Below are 20,057 nucleotides of genomic sequence, written 5' to 3'. Positions count from 1 at the left end.
CGCCGTCAGGTAGTAATCAGCGGTTGATGCGTTCCTTCCAGGCGGCCATGACCTCCGGGGAGGTCGGCTTCGATGCGAAGGACCCGACGAGGTAGCCGACCAGCGAGGCGATGAGGCCGAGGTAGATCGCCTCGTTCGAGTAGATGCCCATCGTGATCATCACCACCACGGTGGTCACGGCACCGAGGATCATGCCGGCCATGACGCCGACGATCGTGCCGCGCTTGAACACGAGGCCGCCGAGGATCGGGATGAACAGGCCGGCCACCAGCAGGTTGTACGCCACGGTCAGCGCCTCGACGACGCTGGGCATGATCATCGCGAGCACCAGGGTGACGACACCGAGCACGATGAGGTAGATGCGCGAGTCGCGCACCTCGTCACCGGTCTCGCGCACCAGCGACCGTACGAGCGTCGACCTCGCGCTCGTTCCCGATCCGGTTCCATTCGCCGAGGCGGCCGACCCATCCGTCGCTGCGCCGTCCGCAGACGATCCGGCCGAGGCCGGCACGATGTCCTTGCGGGCGAGGATCGGTTCGACGATGTCCTGGCGGCAGACGGTCGAGGCGGCCATGAGCGAACCGGACGCCGTCGACATCATTGCGGCCAGCGCCGCAGCCAGCACGATTCCGCCGAGCACCGGCGACATGGAGGCATCGACGACGGCGGCGAACACATCGTCCTGGACCTCGATGCCGGGCACGATCGTGGTCGCGGCCATGCCGATGAGCGCACCGGCCGCGGCGTAGAGCAGGCAGTAGACGCCCGCGGAGAATCCGCCCCACCGGGCCACTCCCGGGCTGCGGGCGGTGAACACGCGCTGCCAGATGTCCTGGCCGATGAGCAGACCGAGGGTGTAGATGAGGATGTAGCCGAGGATCCCCTGCCAGCCGATGCCCACCGGTGAGGTGTGCGTGTCGGGCAGCGAGGAGAACAGCTGACCGATGCCCCCGGACTTCGAGAGCACGAGCGGCAGCATGATGAGGAAGATGCCGATCGTCTGGATGAAGAACTGCACGAAGTCCGTCAGCGTGATCGACCACATTCCGCCGAGCATCGAATAGAGGATGACGATGCCGCCGCCGATGAGCACCGACCACACCTTGTTGAGGTCGAACAGGGTATGGAAGACCGTCGCGTAGGCGACCGTCGACGTCGTCGAGATCATCAGACCGTAGGCGGTCATGATCGCTCCGGAGACGAACCGGGAGCCCCTGCCGTAGCGGAGTTCGAGCATCTGCGAGACCGTGTAGATCTCGAGCTTCTGAATCTTCGGCGCGAAGAACAGCGACAGCGCGATGATGCCCAAGCCGATCGACAACACGAGCCACATGCCCGACAGTCCGGCCGTGTAGCCGAGGCCCACACCGCCGATCGTCGACGCGCCGCCGAGGACGACGGCCGACATCGTGCCGGTGTAGAGCAGCCCGCCGAGGCGGCGCCCGGCGACGAGGAAGTCCTCCTGGTTATGGGCCTTGAATCGGCCCCAGACTCCGAATCCCACCATGGCGGCGAGATAGATGATGACAATTGCAGAGTCCACGGTGACCCTCTCTGTTGGATCGGCTCAGTGGCCGACGGTGATGTGAATGGCAGTGGGCACCCTGCGATCGAGCGCCTCGGCGATGGCGGAGGGCAGGGCGGAGTCGATGTCCGCCTCGGCGATCGTCACCCCGGCCCCGCCCATGGACTGACCGAGCTTCGCGAAGTCCGGGCGGGCGAGCCTGACGGCGAAGGGTTCGATGTCGCGGTCGACCATCTGTCCTTCGATCTCCGCGTATCCGCCGTTGTCGACGACGACGAAGGGGATGCCCAGTCCCAGCTCGGCCGCGGTCATGAGCTCCTGGATGGAGAACATGGCCGCACCGTCGCCGAGGATGCACACGACCGGACGCGCAGGGTCGGCGAGCTTCGCCCCGAGCGCGGCGGGAATGCCGTACCCCAGGGTGGCGAATCCGGGCATGTAGAGCAGCTGGTCGGGTGTGCTCGCCGTCAGGGCGTGCACGGTGCCGTCGTAGGTGACCTGCGAGGAGTCACCGGAGATGACGACGGTCGATCCCGCTCCCTCTTTGACGAGCCGTGTGACCCTGGCGCCGATCGCGTCGAAGTCGAATTCGGTGGCCCAGCTCTCCCGGATCCGGGCGACCCGGGAGGCCCCGGATTCTGTCGCCGAGGCGGCCCATCCGTGTCGTTCGGACGCATCCGTTCCGGCATTCCTCGCCGAGGCGGCCGTGGCCGGTGCGGATTCGAGCGCGCTCATGAGCGCGGTGAGGAACTCGCCGGCGTCCGCACAGGCGAGGATGTCCCCGGGAAGGTTCTTGTTCAGCTGGTCGGGGTCGATATCGCAGCGGATGACGGTCTGCGAGACCGAGTCATCACGGACGCCGATGCGTGTCTGCGCGCCGATGGCTCCGCCCCACAGGTCGGAGTCGGCCAGTTCGGATCCGAGCACGATGAGCACATCGGCAGCCGCGGACTCGGCCTGCACGCTGGGGAAGCGCACGTTCGAACCCAGTGACAGCGGATGCGTCTCGGACACGATGCCCTTGCCGTTGGCCGTCGTCGCCAGGGGAGCGTCGAGGGCCTCGATGAGACGGGCAACCTCGGCGTGAGCGCGCCGGGCTCCGCCGCCGGCGATGACCAGCGGGCGCTTGGCCGTACGGATCGCCTCGGCGGCACGGGCCACGACATGATCGTCGAGTCCAGGGCGGCGTCTCGCGAACGGGACCGGGACGCTGCCGTTCCATGCCCCCTCGAGCACGTCGAGGGGAACCTCGATGTGCACGGGTCCGGGACGGGCCGAGTCGAACATTGCGAACGCCTCGGCGACGGCCTGAGCGGCGCCTTCGGCGGTGCGGGTGCGCTGGGAGGACACGAGGAGGTGACCCACCGCCCCGGAGGAGTCCTTCGTCTCGTGGAGCATGCCGACGTCGGCGCGTTCGAAACCGGTGGGCACACCGGGGGAGAGGATGAGCATCGGGCGGGACTCGGCATAGGCGGTCGCGGCGGCGGTGATGACATTGGTCAGTCCCGGCCCCGAGGTCGTGATGACGACCCCGGGTTTGCCGGAGACGAGGTAGTACCCGTCGGCACCGTAGCCGGCTCCCTGCTCGTGCCGCGGTGTCACGGCGCGGATCCCGAACTCCGGCAGATGCCGGTAGAACTCGAGGTTGTGGGTGCCGGGGATGCCGAAGATCGTATCGACACCGTGGGCGGCCAGGGTCGCCACCACCGCGCGACCGCCGTTGCGGACGTTGTGTTCGTCGTTCATGCTCAGACTCCGAGGGCGCTGCCGGACGGGCCGGAGGGCGCCGTGATTCCGTTGTTCTCAGCCGCCCACAGGGACAGGATCTCGTAGCCGACATGGGCGGCGGCGAGTCCGGTGACCTCGGCGTGATCGTAGGCCGGGGCGACCTCGACGATCTCGGCGCCGACGACATCCAGTCCCTGGAGTCCGCGGATCGAATTGAGCAGCTCACGGCTGGTCATTCCGCCGGCCTCGGGGGTGCCGGTGCCGGGAGCGGCCGCCGGATCGAGGACGTCGATGTCGACGGAGATGTAGACAGGCGCATCACCGAGACGACCCCGCATGCGGGCGACGACGTCGGCGACAGAGGTGAACTGGTATTCGTCGCTGCGGATGATCTGGAAGCCGAGCACCTCGTCGTCTTCGAGGTCCTTCTTCCCATAGAGCGGACCGCGGATGCCGATGTGCATCGACGCGGTCATATCGATGAGACCCTCTTCGCTGGCGCGGCGGAACGGAGTGCCGTGGGTGTAGGGCGCACCGAAGTAGGTGTCCCAGGTGTCCAGATGCGCATCGAAGTGGAGGACGGCGATCTTCCCGTGCGTCTTGTGCAGGGAACGCAGGTTCGGCAGTGCCAGGGTGTGATCTCCGCCGAGGGTGAGCAGCTTGGCGCCATCGGCGCGCATCGCGTCGGCGTTGGCCTCGACGGTGGTGATGGTCTCTTCGATGTCGAAGGGGTTGACGCCGAGGTCACCGCAGTCGGCGACCTGCTGCCAGGTGAACGGGTGGACGTTCGTGGCCTGGTTGTAGGGGCGCAGCAGCTTCGAGGACTGGCGGATGTGAGCGGGTCCGAAGCGGGCGCCGGGACGGTAGCTGACGCCGGCGTCGAAGGGGATGCCGATGACCTTGACGTCGATCTTCTCGCCGGGCCGTTTGGCTTCGACCTCGTCGATGCGAGGCAGCAGTCCGAACGTCGGGGGGCCCGCGTAGCGGGGTGTCTTGCTGTAGTCGGCAGGGCCGAGCGGCTGAGACGTCACTGGCTTCTCCTTCGTCGTGGCGGCTGACCCGACCCCGATGGGTCGGAGGTTGTGTCCTCAGCCTAGGACCTGGGTCACACAACACAGATATCCAAAGTGGAGTAATTAAACTCGGTGCTGTCCAATGTGGATAGAATCGGGTGCATGGTCACCTTGGAGCAGATCTGGTCACGCACCGAACTCGCGCTCGACGTCATCGTCGATTCGCCCACCGCAGCTGAGCAGGATGTCACGATCGTCCATTCCTCGGAGCTTCCGGAGGTCGACGAATGGCTTGCCGGCGGTGAGGTGCTGCTGACGATCGGGGTCGGCCAGGACCTCGGCGGGGACACGGTTGCGGACTATGTGCGCCGCCTCAAGTCCGTCGGCGTGCATGCGCTCGGCATCGGTCTGGGCTCCGACCTGCCGTGGCAGCAGGTCCCGCCGAAGCTCGTCGCCGCCGCGCAGGAGGCGGGGCTGGCGCTGTTCGGAGTGCCCGAGCCGGTGCCGTTCGTCGCCGTCGTCGATGCCTTCACCCGGATGCGTGAGGCCGAGACCAACAGGGAGCTGACCCGGGCGAGCAGCGCCGCACGTCGTTTCGCGACCGCGTTGGCCGGTGAGGGGCCTGCTGCTCTCGTGGCCGATCTGGCGGAGACGCTGGAGGCTCCGGTCCGGTTCGTCTCGCCGACCGGGCGGGCGTTGAGCGGGGACGATGCCGAGGCCGACGTGCGTTCGGCGCTCATCGAGGAGTCGTTGAAACCGACGGCGGGACCTCGACTGATCCGCACCGGTTCGCGGATCGTCGAGGCCGTTCCGATCGGCGGTGACCATCCGCTCGGGTGGATTCTCACCCCCGCCGAGGCGGCCGGATCCCCGAAGACACGTGCCCTGCTGCTGTCGACCGCCGCGGCGCTGTTGGCGATGTCGTTGGCGGATCTGCCCGTTCCCTCCGGTCGGTCGCTGCTCTTCGACACCGATCTGGCCGATGGTCAGGCGCGCGGGGAGTGGACGCGGGTGACGGGTCTGGCGCCGGTGGCGACAGTGGGGATGCACATCTTCGGCGGTGTCCGCGGCGACTCCGCCGAACGCCTCATCGCCGACATCGTCGGGCGGAGTCTGCTCATCCGCACCGGTTCGCTGCTCGGAGTCGTCGGGGCGCAGGAGCGTGGGCTCGATGAGCTGGTGGCGAAGGCAGCCGAGGTCACCGGCCTGGACGTGCTTGCGGAGAAGAGGCTGCCGTTGGGGCAGCTCCATCACACGTGGATGCTGTGGCGGACGCAGCATGAGTCCGAGGCGTCCGAGGTCAGGGCGCTGCTCTCGGCCGTCGATGAGGAGGCTGCCGACCGGTTCGTCGATCGTGTCCTCGGCGAGCTCTTCCGGGCCCGTGGTGGTCAGGAGCTGTTGGAGACTCTGCGGGTGTTCATCGCCGCCTCCGGGGCACGGGAGCGCATCGCCGCCGAATTGGGAGTCCACCGGCATACGGTGCGGGCACGGTTGGCGAAGATCGAGAAGCTGCTCGGCCGCGACCTCTCCCGTGCCGAAACGCGTCAGGCGGTGTCGATGGCCCTCGAACTCGCCGAACTCTAGGCTCACCTCTCAAGGCTGACCTCTCACCGGCTGCCCGGCACAGTGTTCTGCGCGGCAGTCTTCTGCCCGGCTGTGCTCGCTGACTACTCCTCGAAGTGTTCGATGCGGAAGCGTTCGGCGATCTCAAGCACCCGGGCCAGCGCTTCGTCCTCGCCGATGCTGATGCGCACACCGGCACCGAGGTTGCGCACCGCCACGGCCTGCTCGACGCAGGCGTCTTCGAAGGCATCGGATTTCTCACCCAACGGCAGCCAGACATAGTTCGCCTGTGCTTCGGGCACGTCCCAGCCCTGTTCGCGCAGAGCGGCCGCGAAGGCATCGCGGGTCTGTGCGATCTCGCCGGCCCGCTCGAGCACGTCGTCCCAGTGATTGAGGGATTCGAGGGCGGCGGCCTGGCTGAGGTCGGTGACGCCGAAGGGGACGACGGCCTTGAGCAGTCCTGCGATGACCGGCGGGTGGGCGACGGCGTAGCCGACGCGCAGTCCGGCGAGCCCGTGGGCCTTGGAGAAGGTGCGCAGCAGAACGAGATTCGGATAGTCGCGGACGAGACCGAGTCCATCGGCTCGGCCGGGTGCGGTGGCGAACTCCCAGTAGGCTTCGTCGAGGGCGACGAGGACGTGGGCAGGGACTGTGTCGAGGAAAGCGCGGACCTCGTCGTCGCGCAGCACCGGGCCGGTCGGGTTGTTGGGTGAGCACAGGATGATGAGGCTGGTGGCCTCGGTGATCGCCGCCGCCATCGCGTCGAGGTCGTGACGGCCGTCGGGCGTCAGCGGCACCTCGTGGCGAGTGGAACCGGCGAGCCCGGTGGTCTGCGGGTACATCTCGAACGACGGCCACGGATAGATCGCCTCGGTGGTGGCGTCCGAGGTGATCTGGGTCAGTGCGACGAGCAGTTCGCTGGCTCCGGTGGTGACGACGAGCTGATCCAGTCCGACGCCGAGGCGGTCGGCCAGTCCCTGACGCAGGGCCAGTGCGGCATCGTCGGGGTAGAGCGCGGGGTTCGTCGCATGGGCGACCATGGTGTCGAGGACTGCCGGCAGGGGAGGCAGGAAGTTCTCGTTCGAGGAGAGTTTGAACGACTCCAAGCCGTCGACGCGGCGGGGAGGTTTGCCCGGAATATAGGGAGGGAAGGTCTCCAGAGCGGCCCGCAGCCGCGGCACGGCCGCGGGGGAGGGGGACACCGAAGCGGCGGAGCCGGATGCGTTCGACGACGACGTTCCGGGCGTGGAGGACGGAGCAGGATCTGAGGCGCTGGGGTCGGAGACGGTCATGGACTCATGATGTCACAGGGCAGCGGCGCCGCAGCCTCTCGCCCGAGCGATCGGAGGCCCGAGCCGGTGATCACCAGGGTTTCTCCGGGGTCGATCGGCCGCCGTCGCCGCCTGGGCCCTGCTGTCGCTGCTGGCGTTCGGAGTCCTCGCGGCGCTTCTCGAGCTCGTCTCGCTTCTTCTCACGTTCGGATTTGCCGGAGGAATCGTCCGGCGTCTTCTCCTCGTCGGAGTCCTGGCCCTCGTCTCCGGAGGATGTGTCGTCGTCGGAGTCCTGATCCTGCGAATCCTCGTCATCGGACTCGCTGTCGTCGGTTCCCTCTTCCTTGGCCTTCTCGCCCTGCTTCTTGTCCTCGACGCGTTCCTTCGCCTGGCTGCTCTTCTGCTTCTCTTCGCTCTTCTTCGGCTGGCACTCCTCGGGCGCGTCCTCGAGCGTCTTCAGCGATCGGTCGTAGAGCTCCTGCGACTGGTCGGGGTCCTGCGAGGCGATCTGATCTGCCTGCTTCTCGTAGACATAGGACAGGTTGATCCGCACCGCACACTCGGCCGAGGTCGGAGCGATCTCCAGAGCAGATTCGAGGTCGGTCTGGGCGGCATCGAAATCGCCGACGGCCGCCTCGGCGGTGCCGCGGTTGAAGTAGCCGATGTGGCGTTGGAACGGGCTGACCCGAAGGAACGCCGTCGCCGCCTTCTTCGCACCGGGGAAGTCATTCGAGGTGTATCGGACCTGCGAGGCCGTTCCGAAATAGGTGGCCATCGCGATATAGCCGAACACCAGGGCGAGTATCGTGCCGAGGACGAGGTTGATCTTCGTGATCCGACGCAGCCGTGACCACAGATTCTGCAGCCGGTTCATCGCGGACCTCCCCGGTAGGGCGCTGATTGGTGAGGCGACGGCCCATGGGGAACCGCCTGATGGGGAACGGCCTGCTGGGGGACCTGCTGGTAGGGAACCGGGCCGCCGGGACCGGGTGGGCCGCCTCGGCGAGGGCGTTTCGGGGTGATCGCCTTGAGGCGAAGATATTCGCGGACTCCGAAGACGAGTTCCACGGCGATCCACGCGAAGACGAGGATGAGCGGGACCCAATAGTATTCGTCGACGGTGACCCGGCCGTCCTTCCTCACCAGGGCCTGATCGTATTTCGGAGCGGTGTAGACGCTGGAGATCGCGCCGTTTCCGTCGCGGTGGTGGTAGTCGACGCCGAGGTCAGAGGCGATCCGGCGCAGGTTGCCCTCGTCGATCGTCGAGATCCCGGGTTCGCCGTTGCGGTCCTGGACGTATTCGGGTGGTGCCTGATCGTCGTCGGGGTCATCGGGGTCGCCGATGCCGGGCGCAGTGCCGGGATCACCGACTCCGGACCCGTAGCCGAACGGCTGGCTGTCGCGCATCTTCCCGCCTTGTTCGGTGCCGTATCCGAAGACGGCTCCGCTGTCGATGCGGGACGCGAACGACGACCACGAGTCCGGGGTCTCCGACACGGTCTGCTCACCGTCGCCGAAGTAGAACACGACGTTCTTGTTCTCCGGGCGGTCCTCATCGTTCGACGTCATCCGCTTCTCGAGCTCCTCACCGGCCTCGGTGATCGATGAGCCCCTCGAGTTCATCGACGACTCGGGTTCGAGGACGTCGACGGCGGAGGCGAAGGCGGAGTGATCGGTCGTCAGCGGCATCACGGTGGCTGCGGTCGACGCGAAGGTGATGATGCTCAGCCGGGTGCCGGGGAAGGCATCGGCGAGTTCGAGCATGTCCTCCTTGACCCCGGTCAGACGGGTGTCGTTGCCGTCGAAGTCCTCGGCGGCCATCGACGTCGTGACGTCGACGACGAAGTACACATCGGCTCGCGCCTCGTACTCCTCGGTCGAGGATTTGATGGGGACACCGGGGCGGGCCAGAGCGAGCGCGAGCAGGGCGACGACGCCCATGCGGGCGAACCACTTCCAGCGCGGACCGTCGCCGCGGATGACCGGGATGATGCACACGGTGAGCAGGGCGAGGACGAGGAAGCCCCAGCCGAACCAGGTGAACACGGGATCGAAGATCATGATTTCGTCCTCCATGCCAGCACGAACACTCCGGCGAGGCCGAAGACGGCGATGCCGAGCGGAACCATCGGCATGTCATGGACGATCGTGTACGACCGCCCGGGCGTGTTCGCCGCCTCCTGGCTCTGGATCTCCTCGACGATGCGGTCGATCGTCGAGGCCGAACCCATGTCGAACTGTTCGCCGCCGGTGCGGTCGGACACGGAACGCAACTCCTTCGTCTGGGTGGTCGTCAGCACCGAGGGAGGGGAGAGGCTGTAGACGCGGACCTTCGCCTCGACGGCGATATCGGCGGCTTCGTTGAGTTCGAAGAGCGGCTGACCGGCGAGCATATTGTCCGTGGCGAAGATGATCGACCGGGACCGGTCCTCGTCCTGTCGGTCGAAGTTGTCGACGCAGCTGACGAGCCCGTCGCCGATGAGCGAGGAGCCGCCGATGTTCGGGGGCGAGGTCGACCATGAGTAGTCGGTGCCCTCGGCACCCCAGGTGCGGAACCCCTCCTCGGCTTCGGCGAGGTAGTTCTGGACCATGTCGTAGTCGTCGGTGAGCGGGAATGCGGAGACCGCGGTGGCGTTGAAGACGGTCAGTCCGATGCGTTCGCCGTCGAAGCGGTCGACGAGCTCCTGGTAGGACTCGAGCAGATCCGCATCGTAGCCGAGCATCGAGCCGGACACGTCGAGGCAGAGCATAACATCGCGCATCTTCCGTTCCGGGTTGACCGTCTCGATCCAGGCCGGGCGGGCGATTCCCGCCAGCGCTGACAGTCCGGTGAGGACGACGACGCCGAGGAGGGCGACCGTGGTCACCAGGCGTCTGCGCATGGCTCTGCGGAAACTCGGCAGGCTCGTCATCCGTCCGCTGTGGGCCACGGCCAGTGAGGACTCCGTCTGCTTCGGACGGCGGAAGAAGAACACCGCGGCTGCGGCGAGGACCAGCAGGATGAGCGCCAGCCACCAGAACATCAGGACCATCGCGCCACCAGCTTCCTGGCCTCGGCAATCTGCGGCTGCAGACCTGCCGGCTCCGCTTCGGCGAACTCCGCCTCGTAGAGGCCGAGCAGGCAGTCGGCGAGGTCGTCGAGACCGGCGACGGCCGCATCGCGGTAGGTCAGATGTTCGGCTTTGACGCCCCACGCGTCATGGGCGAATTCGCGTACGATCGCTGCCAGTTCCTGTGCCGATGCGCGCACGTCCGCGGACTCGGCGCTCAAGCCCGTCTCCACGGCGCTGATGCGGGAGAGGTAGGTGCTGCGCACGGGAATCGGGATGCGCGGACCCGCCGCTGCGGTGACTCCGGCAGCGGAGCGGAAGAGCGGGGCGAAGAAATTTCCGAGCACCAGCAGCAGCACGAAGCAGGCTGCCACGTACCACGCCGGTGAGACCTCCAGGGGCCCGATGAGCTCAGCTGGGCCCACGGCGATGCCTCAGCAGAAGAGTGTGGAGCCGGCCGAGGGCCGACTTCGGGTGATCGATTTCGATGTGGGCGATGCCCAGCTTGGCGAGAAGGTCGTTCCGCTGCTGACGGCGGGCCGCCTCGGCGAGGGCGAATTCCTGTCGGACCTCGGGTTTCGTCATCACCGAGGTCGGCAACCCGTGGTCGGGGCGGGCGACGTCGAACGGCGCCGAGGCGGCCGGCAGACCCGCGAGGTCCGCGTCGGTGATCGTGATCCACAGGACCTCGTGTTGGGCGCGCAGCCGGCGGATCGTCGCTTCGGCCTCCGGGCCCAGCGGGGCCTGATCGGAGATGACGACCAGCAGCATCCGATGGTTGATGTGGCTGGTGATCCACTGCAGCTGGGTGTTGATCGACCCGGGGGAGGTGGTGCCGGTCTCGGCGAGGATCTGCTGCAGGAGGTGCTCGAGGTGGGCCTCGCTGCCCTTCCGCGGGGAGGCAGTGGTGTGGTTCGCGTGTCCGTGGATGAGCATGACGTCGTCGGCGTGGCGGACGGCGAGGTAGCCGACCATGCCGGCCATGAGGATGGCCAGGTGGCGTTTGTCGGCGCCGGCGGAGGTCACGGCGTCGAAGTTGCGGGAGGTGTCGACGACGAGTCCGAGGATGTGCCTGCGGTGGGCGACATAGCGTTTGACCAGGGGCTCTGTGTGTCTGGCGGTGACCTTCCAGTCGATGTCGCGGACCTCGTCACCGGGGATGTAGTCGCGCAGATCATCGAAGTCGAGGCTGTGGCCGTGGAAGACCGAGGAGTAGTCCCCGTCGAGGAGACGCCGGGTCCGCCGGTGGGCGTGGATGGTCATCCGCGCCTTGATGCGATTGAGCAGGACAGTCATGGGTATCGCCGCTCAGGGGGTGGGCACGGCCATGAGGAGAGCGTCGACGATCTGGGCGCTCGTGATGTTCTCGGCGGCGGCTTCGAAGCCCAGTTGGATGCGGTGGGCCAGCACTCTGTGGGCGAGGTCCTTGATGTCTTCGGGGATGACGTAGTTGCGGCCGCGGATCATCGCCAGCGCCCGGCCGGCGTTCGTGAACGCGATGGAGGCACGCGGACTGGCCCCGTATTCGATGTACGGGGCGAATCGCCCGAGGTACTTCGTCGTATTGCGGGTGGCGTGGACGAGTTCGACGAGGTAGCGGGTGATGGCCGGGTCGATGTAGACGGTGCGGGCATAGCTCTGCATGGTCACGACATCGTCGAGGGTGCAGGCCGGATCGGGCACCGAATCCTTGTCGAAGACTCCGGAGTCGAGGCGGGAGAGGATCTCGACCTCCTCGCCGGGGTTCGGGTGGGTGAGCAGATCCTTGATCATGAACCGATCGAGCTGAGCTTCCGGCAGCTGGTAGGTGCCCTCCTGCTCGATCGGGTTCTGGGTGGCCATGACGAGGAAGGGGCGGGGGAGTTCGAAGCGTTTGCCGCCGATCGTCGTCTGCTTCTCCTGCATGGCCTCGAGCATCGCCGACTGGGTCTTCGCCGATGACCGGTTGATCTCGTCGAGGAGGACGATGTTCGCATGCACGGGGCCGAGCACCGTATTGAACGAGCCCTCATGCGCGTTGTAGATCTGCGAGCCGATGATGTCGGCCGGCAGCAGGTCAGGGGTGCACTGGATGCGGGAGAACTGTCCGTCCACGGCATTGGCCAACGCGGCGGCGGCCGTGGTCTTCGCCAGCCCCGGCACGCTCTCCAACAGCAGATGACCGCTGGAGAGGAGCCCGATGAGCAGGGATTCGCGCAGCCGCTGCTGCCCGACGACGAAATGGTCGAGGTAGGACTCCAAGGCCTTGAGGATCGTCTGTGCGTGCGCGATCTCCTGCGTGTTCGCCGGTGCCGTTGCCGTCATGGTCCCTCAGTCTCTCGGTGTCACTGGTCGCTCGGTGTCACTGTGCTCGTCAGTCACGCAGTGCGGTGCGTTTCTGTGGTCTCCAGCATATTGGGTGGCACTGACACGCAACAGCCGTCGACGTTGCAGTGCTGACACACCTCCGACTCCGGCCTCGATCGTCCGCCCGGTCGCAGAGTCGGTCGCAGAGCCGGAGGCAGAGCCGGACGCAGAGGAGTCGCAGGGGATCTGCCACTCCCCGTTCACAGCCGGGCCATCTCATGTCAGGGCCGATCTGTAACGTCGATGAGACAGACGACGGTCAGGGAGGAGGTGCGAAGCGAACCCCGAACATATCCGGAGGAGACCACCGTCACCGACGCGGCCGGCCCGGTCCGCACCGGGGTCGCCGATGCGGTCCGCACCGAGGCGGCCGGCCCGGTCCGCACGACAGGTGGTGCGTCGGTCCCTGCGAGCCGTGACGAGGCGATGTGATGATCGCCTCCACCCCGACGTGACCGGTGCCGCACGAGAAAGTTCGGAATCGTCGGACGGAGGGTCCGCGACATGCCCACAGGCAAAAAGTTTTCCTGTGGAAAGCGGTGGAAAACGTCGGTGGAAAAAGAGCCGAAAATGAACCTGGAAGCCGCCGATGCCAGCGTCCGCGCAGGTGATCGAACTACACGAGTGTCGTTCACAGCCTGTGGACGATTGTGGACGGTGATGACACAGGGTGTGGAACCTTCGAATGACACTGGTGTAACACTGGATATAGGGGTAAGGTCTAACCCGAACACAACATCTAGTGGTCACCCCTGAGCCTGCGCCTGGTGATATTCATCATGATCGAGCAGTTGACGGGACACGGTCACAGTCATCAGAATGCCGAACTGCACAGCAGATTGAAGGAGTCGTCATGATCACCGTGTACACCAAGCCAGCTTGCGTCCAGTGCAACGCCACCTACCGTGCTCTCGACGCCAAGGGCCTGAAGTACAAGTCGGTCGATCTCAGCGTCGACGAGAACGCCCTCGATGTCGTCAAGGCGATGGGCTACATGCAGGCTCCCGTCGTCGTCACCGACAACGACCATTGGTCGGGCTTCCGTCCCGACAAGATCGCCACCCTGACCGGCGAACAGTCTGCGTCCGTCGTGGCCTGACAATGCTGCTGGTCTACTTCTCTGCCAACTCCGAGTACACGCACCGCTTCGTCGCGAAGCTGCGTCACCCGGCAGTGCGGCTGCCGACGTTGACCACGGAGCCGACGCTGCGAGTGGATGAGCCATTCGTTCTCGTCACCCCCACATATGGGGCCGGCCGCAATCGCGGGGCTGTTCCCAAGCAAGTCATCAGATTCCTCAATGTCGAAGAGAACCGACGTCATCTCGTCGGTGTCATCGGCGCCGGAAACACGAACTTCGGCGAGGACTACTGCCGTGCGGCCGTCAAGGTCGCGGCAAAGTGTCAAGTACCCCTCATGTATCGAGTCGAACTCCTGGGCACTCAGGATGATGTCGACGCTGTCAACCTAGGATTGGACAAACTGTGCGCGAGCTCGCTGAAGACCGCAATGTAGAGGACATCATCCGCGAAGAGACGGATCTGGATTACCACGCGCTCAACGCGATGCTGAACCTGTACGACGAGGACGGCAGGATCCAGTTCGAACGTGACAAGCAGGCTGCCCGCCAGTACTTCCTGCAGCACGTGAACAACAACACCGTCTTCTTCCACAACCTCAAGGAGAAGCTCGACTACCTCGTCGAGAAGGACTACTACGAGCCCGAGGTCCTGGAGCAGTATTCGTTCGAGTTCATCGAACAGCTGTCGACGCGCGCCTATGATCAGAAGTTCCGCTTCCAGACCTTCCTCGGTGCGTTCAAGTTCTACACCTCCTACACGCTGAAGACCTTCGACGGGAAGCGCTACCTCGAACGCTTCGAGGACCGCGTCGTCATGGTCGCTCTGTTCCTGGCCCGTGGCGACGAGACGCTGGCCACCCAGCTCGTCGACGAGATCATCGCCGGCCGTTTCCAGCCGGCCACCCCGACGTTCCTCAACGCCGGAAAGAGGCAGCGCGGTGAGCTCGTCTCCTGCTTCCTGCTGCGCATCGAAGACAATATGGAGTCGATCGGCCGCTCCATCAATTCCGCTCTGCAGCTGTCCAAGCGCGGCGGCGGTGTGGCCTTCGCCCTGACGAACATCCGCGAATCCGGTGCCCCGATCAAGAAGATCGAGAACCAGTCCTCCGGCGTCATCCCCGTGATGAAGCTGCTCGAGGACTCGTTCTCCTATGCCAACCAGCTCGGAGCGCGTCAGGGCGCCGGTGCCGTGTACCTGCACGCCCACCACCCAGACATCTACAAGTTCCTCGACACCAAGCGCGAGAACGCCGATGAGAAGATCCGAATCAAGACCCTGTCCCTGGGCGTTGTGATCCCGGACGTCACCTTCGAGCTGGCCAAGCGCAACGAGGACATGTACCTCTTCAGCCCCTACGACGTCGAGCGCGTCTACGGTGTGCCCTTCTCCGACATCAATGTCACCGAGAAGTACACCGAGCTCGTCGACAACGCGGCGATCAAGAAGAAGAAGATCAACGCCCGCGAATTCTTCCAGACTCTGGCCGAGATCCAGTTCGAGTCCGGCTACCCGTACGTGATGTTCGAGGACACCGTCAACAAGGCGAATCCGATCGACGGCAAGATCATCATGTCCAACCTCTGCTCGGAGATCCTCCAGGTCTCCGAGCCCAGCAAGTACGACGATGATCTCGGCTACGATGTCGTCGGCAAGGACATCTCCTGCAACCTCGGTTCGCTCAACATCGCTCTGACGATGGACTCGGACAACTTCGGTCAGACCATCGAGACCGCGATCCGCGGACTCACCGCTGTCGCCGAAACCTCGAACATCCAGTCCGTGCCCTCGATCGCCCGCGGCAACGACATGTCGCATGCCATCGGACTGGGGCAGATGAACCTCCACGGCTATCTGGCTCGGGAGCACATCTACTACGGCTCCGATGAGGGCCTGGACTTCACGAACATGTACTTCTACACCGTCGCCTACCACTGTGTGCGCGCGTCGATGGAGATCGCGAAGGAGCGCGGTGAGACCTTCGCCGGCTTCGAGCGGTCGAAGTACGCCACCGGCGAATACTTCGACAAGTACACCGATGAGGCCTGGCAGCCGCGCACCGCTCGTGTGGCCGAACTGTTCTCCGCAGCGAACGTGCACATCCCGACCCAAGACGACTGGCGAGAGCTCAAGGCTCAGGTGGCCGAGCACGGCATCTACAACCAGAACCTCCAGGCCGTGCCGCCGACCGGTTCGATCTCGTACATCAACAACTCGACCTCGTCGATCCACCCGGTGGCCTCGAAGATCGAAATCCGCAAGGAGGGCAAGGTCGGCCGCGTGTACTACCCGGCTCCCTTCATGGACAACGACAACCTCGAGTACTATCAGGATGCCTACGAGGTCGGCTACGAGAAGATCATCGACACGTATGCCGAGGCCACGAAGCACGTCGACCAGGGCCTGTCGCTGACGCTGTTCTTCATGGACACCGCCACCACTCGTGACATCAACAAGGCGCAGATCTACGCCTGGCGCAAGGGGATCAAGACCATCTACTACATCCGGCTCCGGCAGCTCGCTCTGCAGGGCACGGAGGTTGAAGGCTGCGTCTCCTGCATGCTCTGATCAATGGAATCGGCGGACCGATGTGAATCGGTCCGCCGGCTTCGTGCGGGCCCCGTCCCACCGGCCGGGCCCGCGCATATGACTTTCGTCTGCCGCGCAGACAACTCGTACTCACGACGAACAGCACTTTGGGAAGAGAGAAAGCGTTGGAGAATCTGACTCTGGCATCGCATGTCGATGCCATCAATTGGAACCGCGTCGTCGATCCGATCGATGATGAGGTCTGGGATCGCCTGACCGGCAACTTCTGGCTGCCGGAGAAGGTCCCGCTGAGCAACGACATCCAGTCCTGGGCGACTCTGACCGATGATGAGAAGACGCTGACGATGCGCGTCTTCACCGGTCTGACCCTGCTCGATACGATCCAGGGCACTGTCGGGGCGATCTCGCTCATCCCGGATGCGGTGACCCCGCACGAAGAGGCTGTGCTGACGAACATCGCGTTCATGGAGAGCGTCCACGCGAAGTCGTACTCCTCCATCTTCTCGACCCTGTGCTCGACGAAGGAGATCGACGAGGCCTTCCGCTGGTCGCGTGAGAACAAGTACCTGCAGTCCAAGGCAGACATCATCCTCAGCTACTACCGAGGAGACGATCCGCTCAAGCGCAAGGTCGCCTCGACGCTGCTCGAGTCCTTCCTCTTCTATTCGGGCTTCTACCTGCCCATGTACTGGTCGGCACACGCCAAGCTGACGAACACTGCTGACCTCATCCGTCTGATCATCCGCGATGAGGCCGTGCACGGCTACTACATCGGCTACAAGTACCAGAAGGGTCTCGAATCGCAGTCCGAGGAGCGCAAGCAGGAGCTCAAGGACTACACCATGAACCTCATGTTCGAGCTCTACGAGAACGAGGTCGCCTACACCCACGACATCTACGATTCGGTGGGCCTGTCGGAGGACTGCAAGATGTTCCTCCACTACAACGCCAACAAGGCGCTGATGAACCTCGGCTACGAAGCGATGTTCCCCAAGGAGGTCACGAAGGTCAATCCGGCGATCCTCGCGGCTCTCTCACCGGGCAGCGATGAGAACCACGACTTCTTCTCCGGTTCGGGTTCGTCCTACGTCATCGGCAAGGCCGAGAACACCGAAGACGACGACTGGGACTTCTAAACCTGCTGGTGACGGGCCTGCTCGCCTTGATTTCTGAGGTGAGTGGGCCCGCACTGTATGCGAAGACTTGGGCTGACTGAGAACGGTCTGCCCAGTCTCTGCCCATATATAAGTTTGAGGGGAGGTGAATTGAGATTGGCTAAGAAGGGACATGCGCGCAGTGCTATCACTGGACGCTTTGTGAAGATGTCGACGGCCGCCCGCAATCCGCGGACGACCGTCGTTCATAAGCCCAAGAAGAAGTAAGTACTGATCCGTCTGCAGGATCCCCAACCGGGCGTGAGAACGAAGTGCAATTCGTTCTCACGCCCACTCTATCTATCGTGAAAGCTTCACGCGAGCCGCGCACTGCGAGCTGGGTCAATCCGCTCGGCCGCATCATCCACATCGGTGTCGAACAGATCCGAGTACACGTCCAAGGTCATGGCTGCGGAGGAGTGACCGAGCATGTTCTGCACGACCTTCACCGAAGCGCCAGCGGATACCGCAAACGATGCCGCGGAGTGGCGTAGATCGTGAAACACGAACCCCTCGTCAAGCTTGGCCTTCTTCCGCACAGAAAGAAACCATGACTCCTGATTCTTCGGCTCAGCCAAATCGGGGATGAGGAGACCGGCGGGGGCGGCTTTCAGCGTGAGAACTCGGAACCGATCGTGCATGAACTTCGGATACCCGACTGACCGTTCCCTGCTGTTCTTCGACACTTCGGCGCGAACCCGCACGCGCCGGGCCTCCTGGTCGACGTCCTCCGGTGTCAGGATCGCGATCTCGCTCCACCGCAATCCCATGTATGCGGCAATGTAAATTACGAACCCGTACCGGCCGCCCTGAGCACGCAAGTGATGCTCATCCGCAGCTTGCGCTACCTTCTCTACCTGCTCATAGGTGAGGTATACGTTCTTCCGGTGAGTCAGCGACGGTAAGTTCTTGAAACCGCTGGCGGGGTTGCGCGGGATCAGGTGATCGTCGACCGCCGTCTGAAGAACTGCTTGGAGGACGTAGTGTGCCCTGCGGACGGTCCTGGCAGCTCGCTTCTCCGACAGCTTCGCAACCCACTCTCTAACGTTCGATCGGGATACCCCGTTCACGGGTAGTGCGCCGAACTTCGGGTAGATGTGAACACGCAACGCGGTGTCGTACACCCTTTTCGATGATTCCTTGACGCTGACAGTTTTCAACCAGTGCGTTCGGAGCTTCTCGACAGTGATCTTTCCCCTCGTCGGGTCCACGTAGGTGCCTTCAAGTTTCGACGCTTCGACGGTGTTGAGGAAGACCTGGGCCTCGCGTTTCGTGCGGAATCCGCGCCGGTCCGTGGGCTTCCGGTCGGGCTTGGTGTACCGAACCCTGTACCGGCGACCCTTCTTCGTGTCGTAGGCTTCAATGCTGGCCATCTCTGAGTCTCCGTAGTCCGTTGATGAGCACCGGTTCCATCCCTGCCGCTTCGGGGTCGTCGAGGAGCCGATTCAAAATCTGGAAGTAGGTGGTGGCGGAGAACCCGAACCGTTTCCGGATCGCATGATCCTTCGCCCCGCCGTATTTCGGGTGTTTGCTTTCAAGGTCGAGCACTTGTTTTCCGAGGTCATCCATGGCGGGCTGCTCCAATCAGCGCGAGCAGACGTCTCTCGTGAGGGTGCAGAACCCTCAGACGGTCCTCCAGCACTTCCGGAGTCACCCACAGCTCGTCGGCCGCTTTGTAAGCGTTGTGCGCCCATTTGAAGACGTCAACGAGGGTGACCGGTCCGAACGTCTCCGCATCCAGGTGTGGACGAACTCGAAGACCGCGAAGATCACCTCCGTCACCAACCGCACACTGAAAGGCTGACCCACGCCCCTCAACGACATCATCCCAGCGAAATACCGCAAACCCGTCTACGGCGCCTACGCACTCATCGGCGTCGCACTCGGCGCAATCGCCACCGCCTACGGCCCCGACAACGTCCCCGAATGACACGCCGTAACCACCAACTTCGTCCTCTACATCGGCGGCGCATTCGGACTCACCGCAGCCGCGAACACCATCGTCACCAAACACGTCGGAGACACCGACACCGCGGAAGAAATCGACCCCCGACGACACGGAAGACGAACCACTCGACGACCGACGACGGATACGAAGCGCTCGCCGTAGCCGAGATCGACGCTACCCCGCCGCCGGAGGACTACCAGCCCCGGCACTGATTCCGAACGCGCCCCACCGTCTTGTAGCGGTGGGGCGTTTTCGCGACTTGGGAAGAGTACTGGGAGAAGTACAATTCTCAGATCGATACAACGGTGAAGTTGTTCAGGAAAGATCTAAAGACTAAGAACCAGTAGGTGGCGGGGAAAATAGCGACTATCCTTCTCTCTTACTTCGAACCACCTCTTGGATAGCCGACACCGACCGACCCAACGCCGCAGCCCGCTCCGCGACCGTGAGATCGGTGCGTTTCACCGCGAACTCAATGTCGTCTCGCGCCCGGGGCCGCCACAGGTTCGCAGCTCTCGCATCTTCGCGCTGTCCAACTTCGACCTCCCACTCGCGCAACCACCTACTCGCCGTTGACGTATTCACCCCGACGGCGGCCGCAATGTCGGCAATGCTCTGCCCGGCCTCTCGGCGCAGTGTAATCTCGTCGTGCAGGCGCGCCTTGTCCTCGGCTAACGCGTGACGCTTGGTTGGAGAGATAGGGCTGATGCCGCGCCGGTACCGGTCATAGCAACGTTTGCACAATCCACGCGCCACCGCATCCCAGCCACACCACACTGCGGCGCACGTTGTCATGCTGGGCTCATCGTTGAGGGCATGGCAATAGGGTA

Annotated in this window: 19 protein-coding genes; 6 read left to right on the top strand and 13 right to left on the bottom strand. The window is 64.4% G+C overall.

All coding sequences use genetic code 11. The features are described from left to right. Positions 1–16: 16 nt before the first annotated feature. The 3 genes from AD89_RS0110815 to speB are packed head-to-tail and all read right to left on the bottom strand — an operon-like array spanning position 17 to position 4,284. Positions 17–1,543 (bottom strand): sodium:solute symporter, encoded by a 1,527-nt coding sequence (locus tag AD89_RS0110815; RefSeq protein WP_025778750.1) that lies wholly within the window; start codon positions 1,541–1,543, stop codon positions 17–19. 24 nt (positions 1,544–1,567) lie between these two features. Beyond that, positions 1,568–3,271, bottom strand: coding sequence for a thiamine pyrophosphate-binding protein (locus AD89_RS0110810; RefSeq protein ID WP_025778749.1), 1,704 nt, complete (start codon positions 3,269–3,271; stop codon positions 1,568–1,570). A 2-nt stretch (positions 3,272–3,273) separates the two neighbouring features. After that, entirely contained in the window at positions 3,274–4,284 is a 1,011-nt protein-coding gene (gene speB / locus AD89_RS0110805) for an agmatinase (protein WP_025778747.1), read from the bottom strand. Between the two features lie 144 nt (positions 4,285–4,428). On the opposite strand from speB, the gene AD89_RS0110800 reads away from it, so the two are divergent. After that, positions 4,429–5,850, top strand: a complete 1,422-nt coding sequence (locus AD89_RS0110800) for a PucR family transcriptional regulator (RefSeq protein ID WP_025778745.1) — start codon at positions 4,429–4,431, stop codon at positions 5,848–5,850. 83 nt (positions 5,851–5,933) lie between these two features. Here the strand turns inward: AD89_RS0110800 and AD89_RS0110795 are convergent, their stop codons facing one another. The 7 genes from AD89_RS0110795 to AD89_RS0110765 all read right to left on the bottom strand — a co-directional run bounded on the left by AD89_RS0110795 (position 5,934) and on the right by AD89_RS0110765 (position 12,454). Continuing rightward, positions 5,934–7,121, bottom strand: coding sequence for a histidinol-phosphate transaminase (locus tag AD89_RS0110795; RefSeq protein ID WP_025778744.1), 1,188 nt, complete (start codon positions 7,119–7,121; stop codon positions 5,934–5,936). Positions 7,122–7,191: 70 nt separating this feature from the next. Beyond that, a complete protein-coding gene (locus AD89_RS0110790; RefSeq protein ID WP_025778742.1) occupies positions 7,192–7,974 on the bottom strand; it encodes a hypothetical protein in 783 nt (260 codons plus the stop codon). Further along, complete coding sequence (locus tag AD89_RS0110785; RefSeq protein ID WP_025778740.1) at positions 7,971–9,161, bottom strand: vWA domain-containing protein; 1,191 nt, start codon at positions 9,159–9,161, stop codon at positions 7,971–7,973. Before AD89_RS0110785 ends, AD89_RS0110790 begins: the two co-directional genes overlap by 4 nt. Beyond that, complete coding sequence (locus AD89_RS0110780) at positions 9,158–10,132, bottom strand: vWA domain-containing protein (RefSeq protein ID WP_025778738.1); 975 nt, start codon at positions 10,130–10,132, stop codon at positions 9,158–9,160. The genes AD89_RS0110785 and AD89_RS0110780 overlap by 4 nt, the downstream gene beginning before the upstream one ends. Beyond that, positions 10,123–10,575: a hypothetical protein gene (locus AD89_RS0110775; RefSeq protein ID WP_025778736.1), complete on the bottom strand. Its 453-nt coding sequence runs from the start codon at positions 10,573–10,575 to the stop codon at positions 10,123–10,125. The genes AD89_RS0110780 and AD89_RS0110775 overlap by 10 nt, the downstream gene beginning before the upstream one ends. Beyond that, positions 10,562–11,446, bottom strand: a complete 885-nt coding sequence (locus tag AD89_RS0110770) for a DUF58 domain-containing protein (RefSeq protein ID WP_025778735.1) — start codon at positions 11,444–11,446, stop codon at positions 10,562–10,564. The genes AD89_RS0110775 and AD89_RS0110770 overlap by 14 nt, the downstream gene beginning before the upstream one ends. A gap of 12 nt (positions 11,447–11,458) precedes the next feature. After that, positions 11,459–12,454: an AAA family ATPase gene (locus AD89_RS0110765; protein WP_025778733.1), complete on the bottom strand. Its 996-nt coding sequence runs from the start codon at positions 12,452–12,454 to the stop codon at positions 11,459–11,461. A gap of 312 nt (positions 12,455–12,766) precedes the next feature. Here AD89_RS0110765 and AD89_RS19950 point away from each other — a divergent pair, with 312 nt between their 5' ends. From AD89_RS19950 to nrdF, 5 genes are all read left to right on the top strand, one after another. Beyond that, positions 12,767–12,928 carry a hypothetical protein gene (locus tag AD89_RS19950; RefSeq protein ID WP_155807414.1) on the top strand — a complete coding sequence of 54 codons (162 nt, stop codon included), beginning with the start codon at positions 12,767–12,769 and terminating at the stop codon, positions 12,926–12,928. Between the two features lie 421 nt (positions 12,929–13,349). After that, positions 13,350–13,595 (top strand): glutaredoxin-like protein NrdH, encoded by a 246-nt coding sequence (nrdH, locus tag AD89_RS0110755; RefSeq protein ID WP_025778731.1) that lies wholly within the window; start codon positions 13,350–13,352, stop codon positions 13,593–13,595. A 2-nt stretch (positions 13,596–13,597) separates the two neighbouring features. Beyond that, positions 13,598–14,011: a class Ib ribonucleoside-diphosphate reductase assembly flavoprotein NrdI gene (gene nrdI / locus AD89_RS0110750; protein ID WP_025778729.1), complete on the top strand. Its 414-nt coding sequence runs from the start codon at positions 13,598–13,600 to the stop codon at positions 14,009–14,011. Positions 14,012–14,016: 5 nt separating this feature from the next. Further along, entirely contained in the window at positions 14,017–16,143 is a 2,127-nt protein-coding gene (gene nrdE / locus AD89_RS0110745) for a class 1b ribonucleoside-diphosphate reductase subunit alpha (RefSeq protein ID WP_231488591.1), read from the top strand. Positions 16,144–16,289: 146 nt separating this feature from the next. Next, positions 16,290–17,261: a class 1b ribonucleoside-diphosphate reductase subunit beta gene (nrdF, locus tag AD89_RS0110740; protein WP_025778726.1), complete on the top strand. Its 972-nt coding sequence runs from the start codon at positions 16,290–16,292 to the stop codon at positions 17,259–17,261. Between the two features lie 332 nt (positions 17,262–17,593). Here nrdF and AD89_RS0110735 read toward each other — a convergent pair whose 3' ends face one another. From AD89_RS0110735 to AD89_RS20660, 3 genes are all read right to left on the bottom strand, one after another. Next, entirely contained in the window at positions 17,594–18,652 is a 1,059-nt protein-coding gene (locus tag AD89_RS0110735) for a tyrosine-type recombinase/integrase (RefSeq protein WP_025778725.1), read from the bottom strand. Further along, the gene (locus AD89_RS0110730; protein ID WP_025778724.1) at positions 18,639–18,848 is read right to left on the bottom strand and encodes a DUF3263 domain-containing protein; all 210 of its coding nucleotides are present in this window, start codon (positions 18,846–18,848) and stop codon (positions 18,639–18,641) included. The genes AD89_RS0110735 and AD89_RS0110730 overlap by 14 nt, the downstream gene beginning before the upstream one ends. 745 nt (positions 18,849–19,593) lie before the next feature. Then, positions 19,594–20,022 (bottom strand): helix-turn-helix domain-containing protein, encoded by a 429-nt coding sequence (locus AD89_RS20660; protein WP_025778723.1) that lies wholly within the window; start codon positions 20,020–20,022, stop codon positions 19,594–19,596. Between the last annotated feature and the right edge of the window lie 35 nt (positions 20,023–20,057).

The organism is Brevibacterium sp. VCM10 (assembly GCF_000583215.1).
GTDB lineage: Bacteria > Actinomycetota > Actinomycetes > Actinomycetales > Brevibacteriaceae > Brevibacterium > Brevibacterium linens.
Note: the sequence above shows the minus strand (reverse complement) of the source record. Positions and strands in the feature narration are given on the sequence as shown.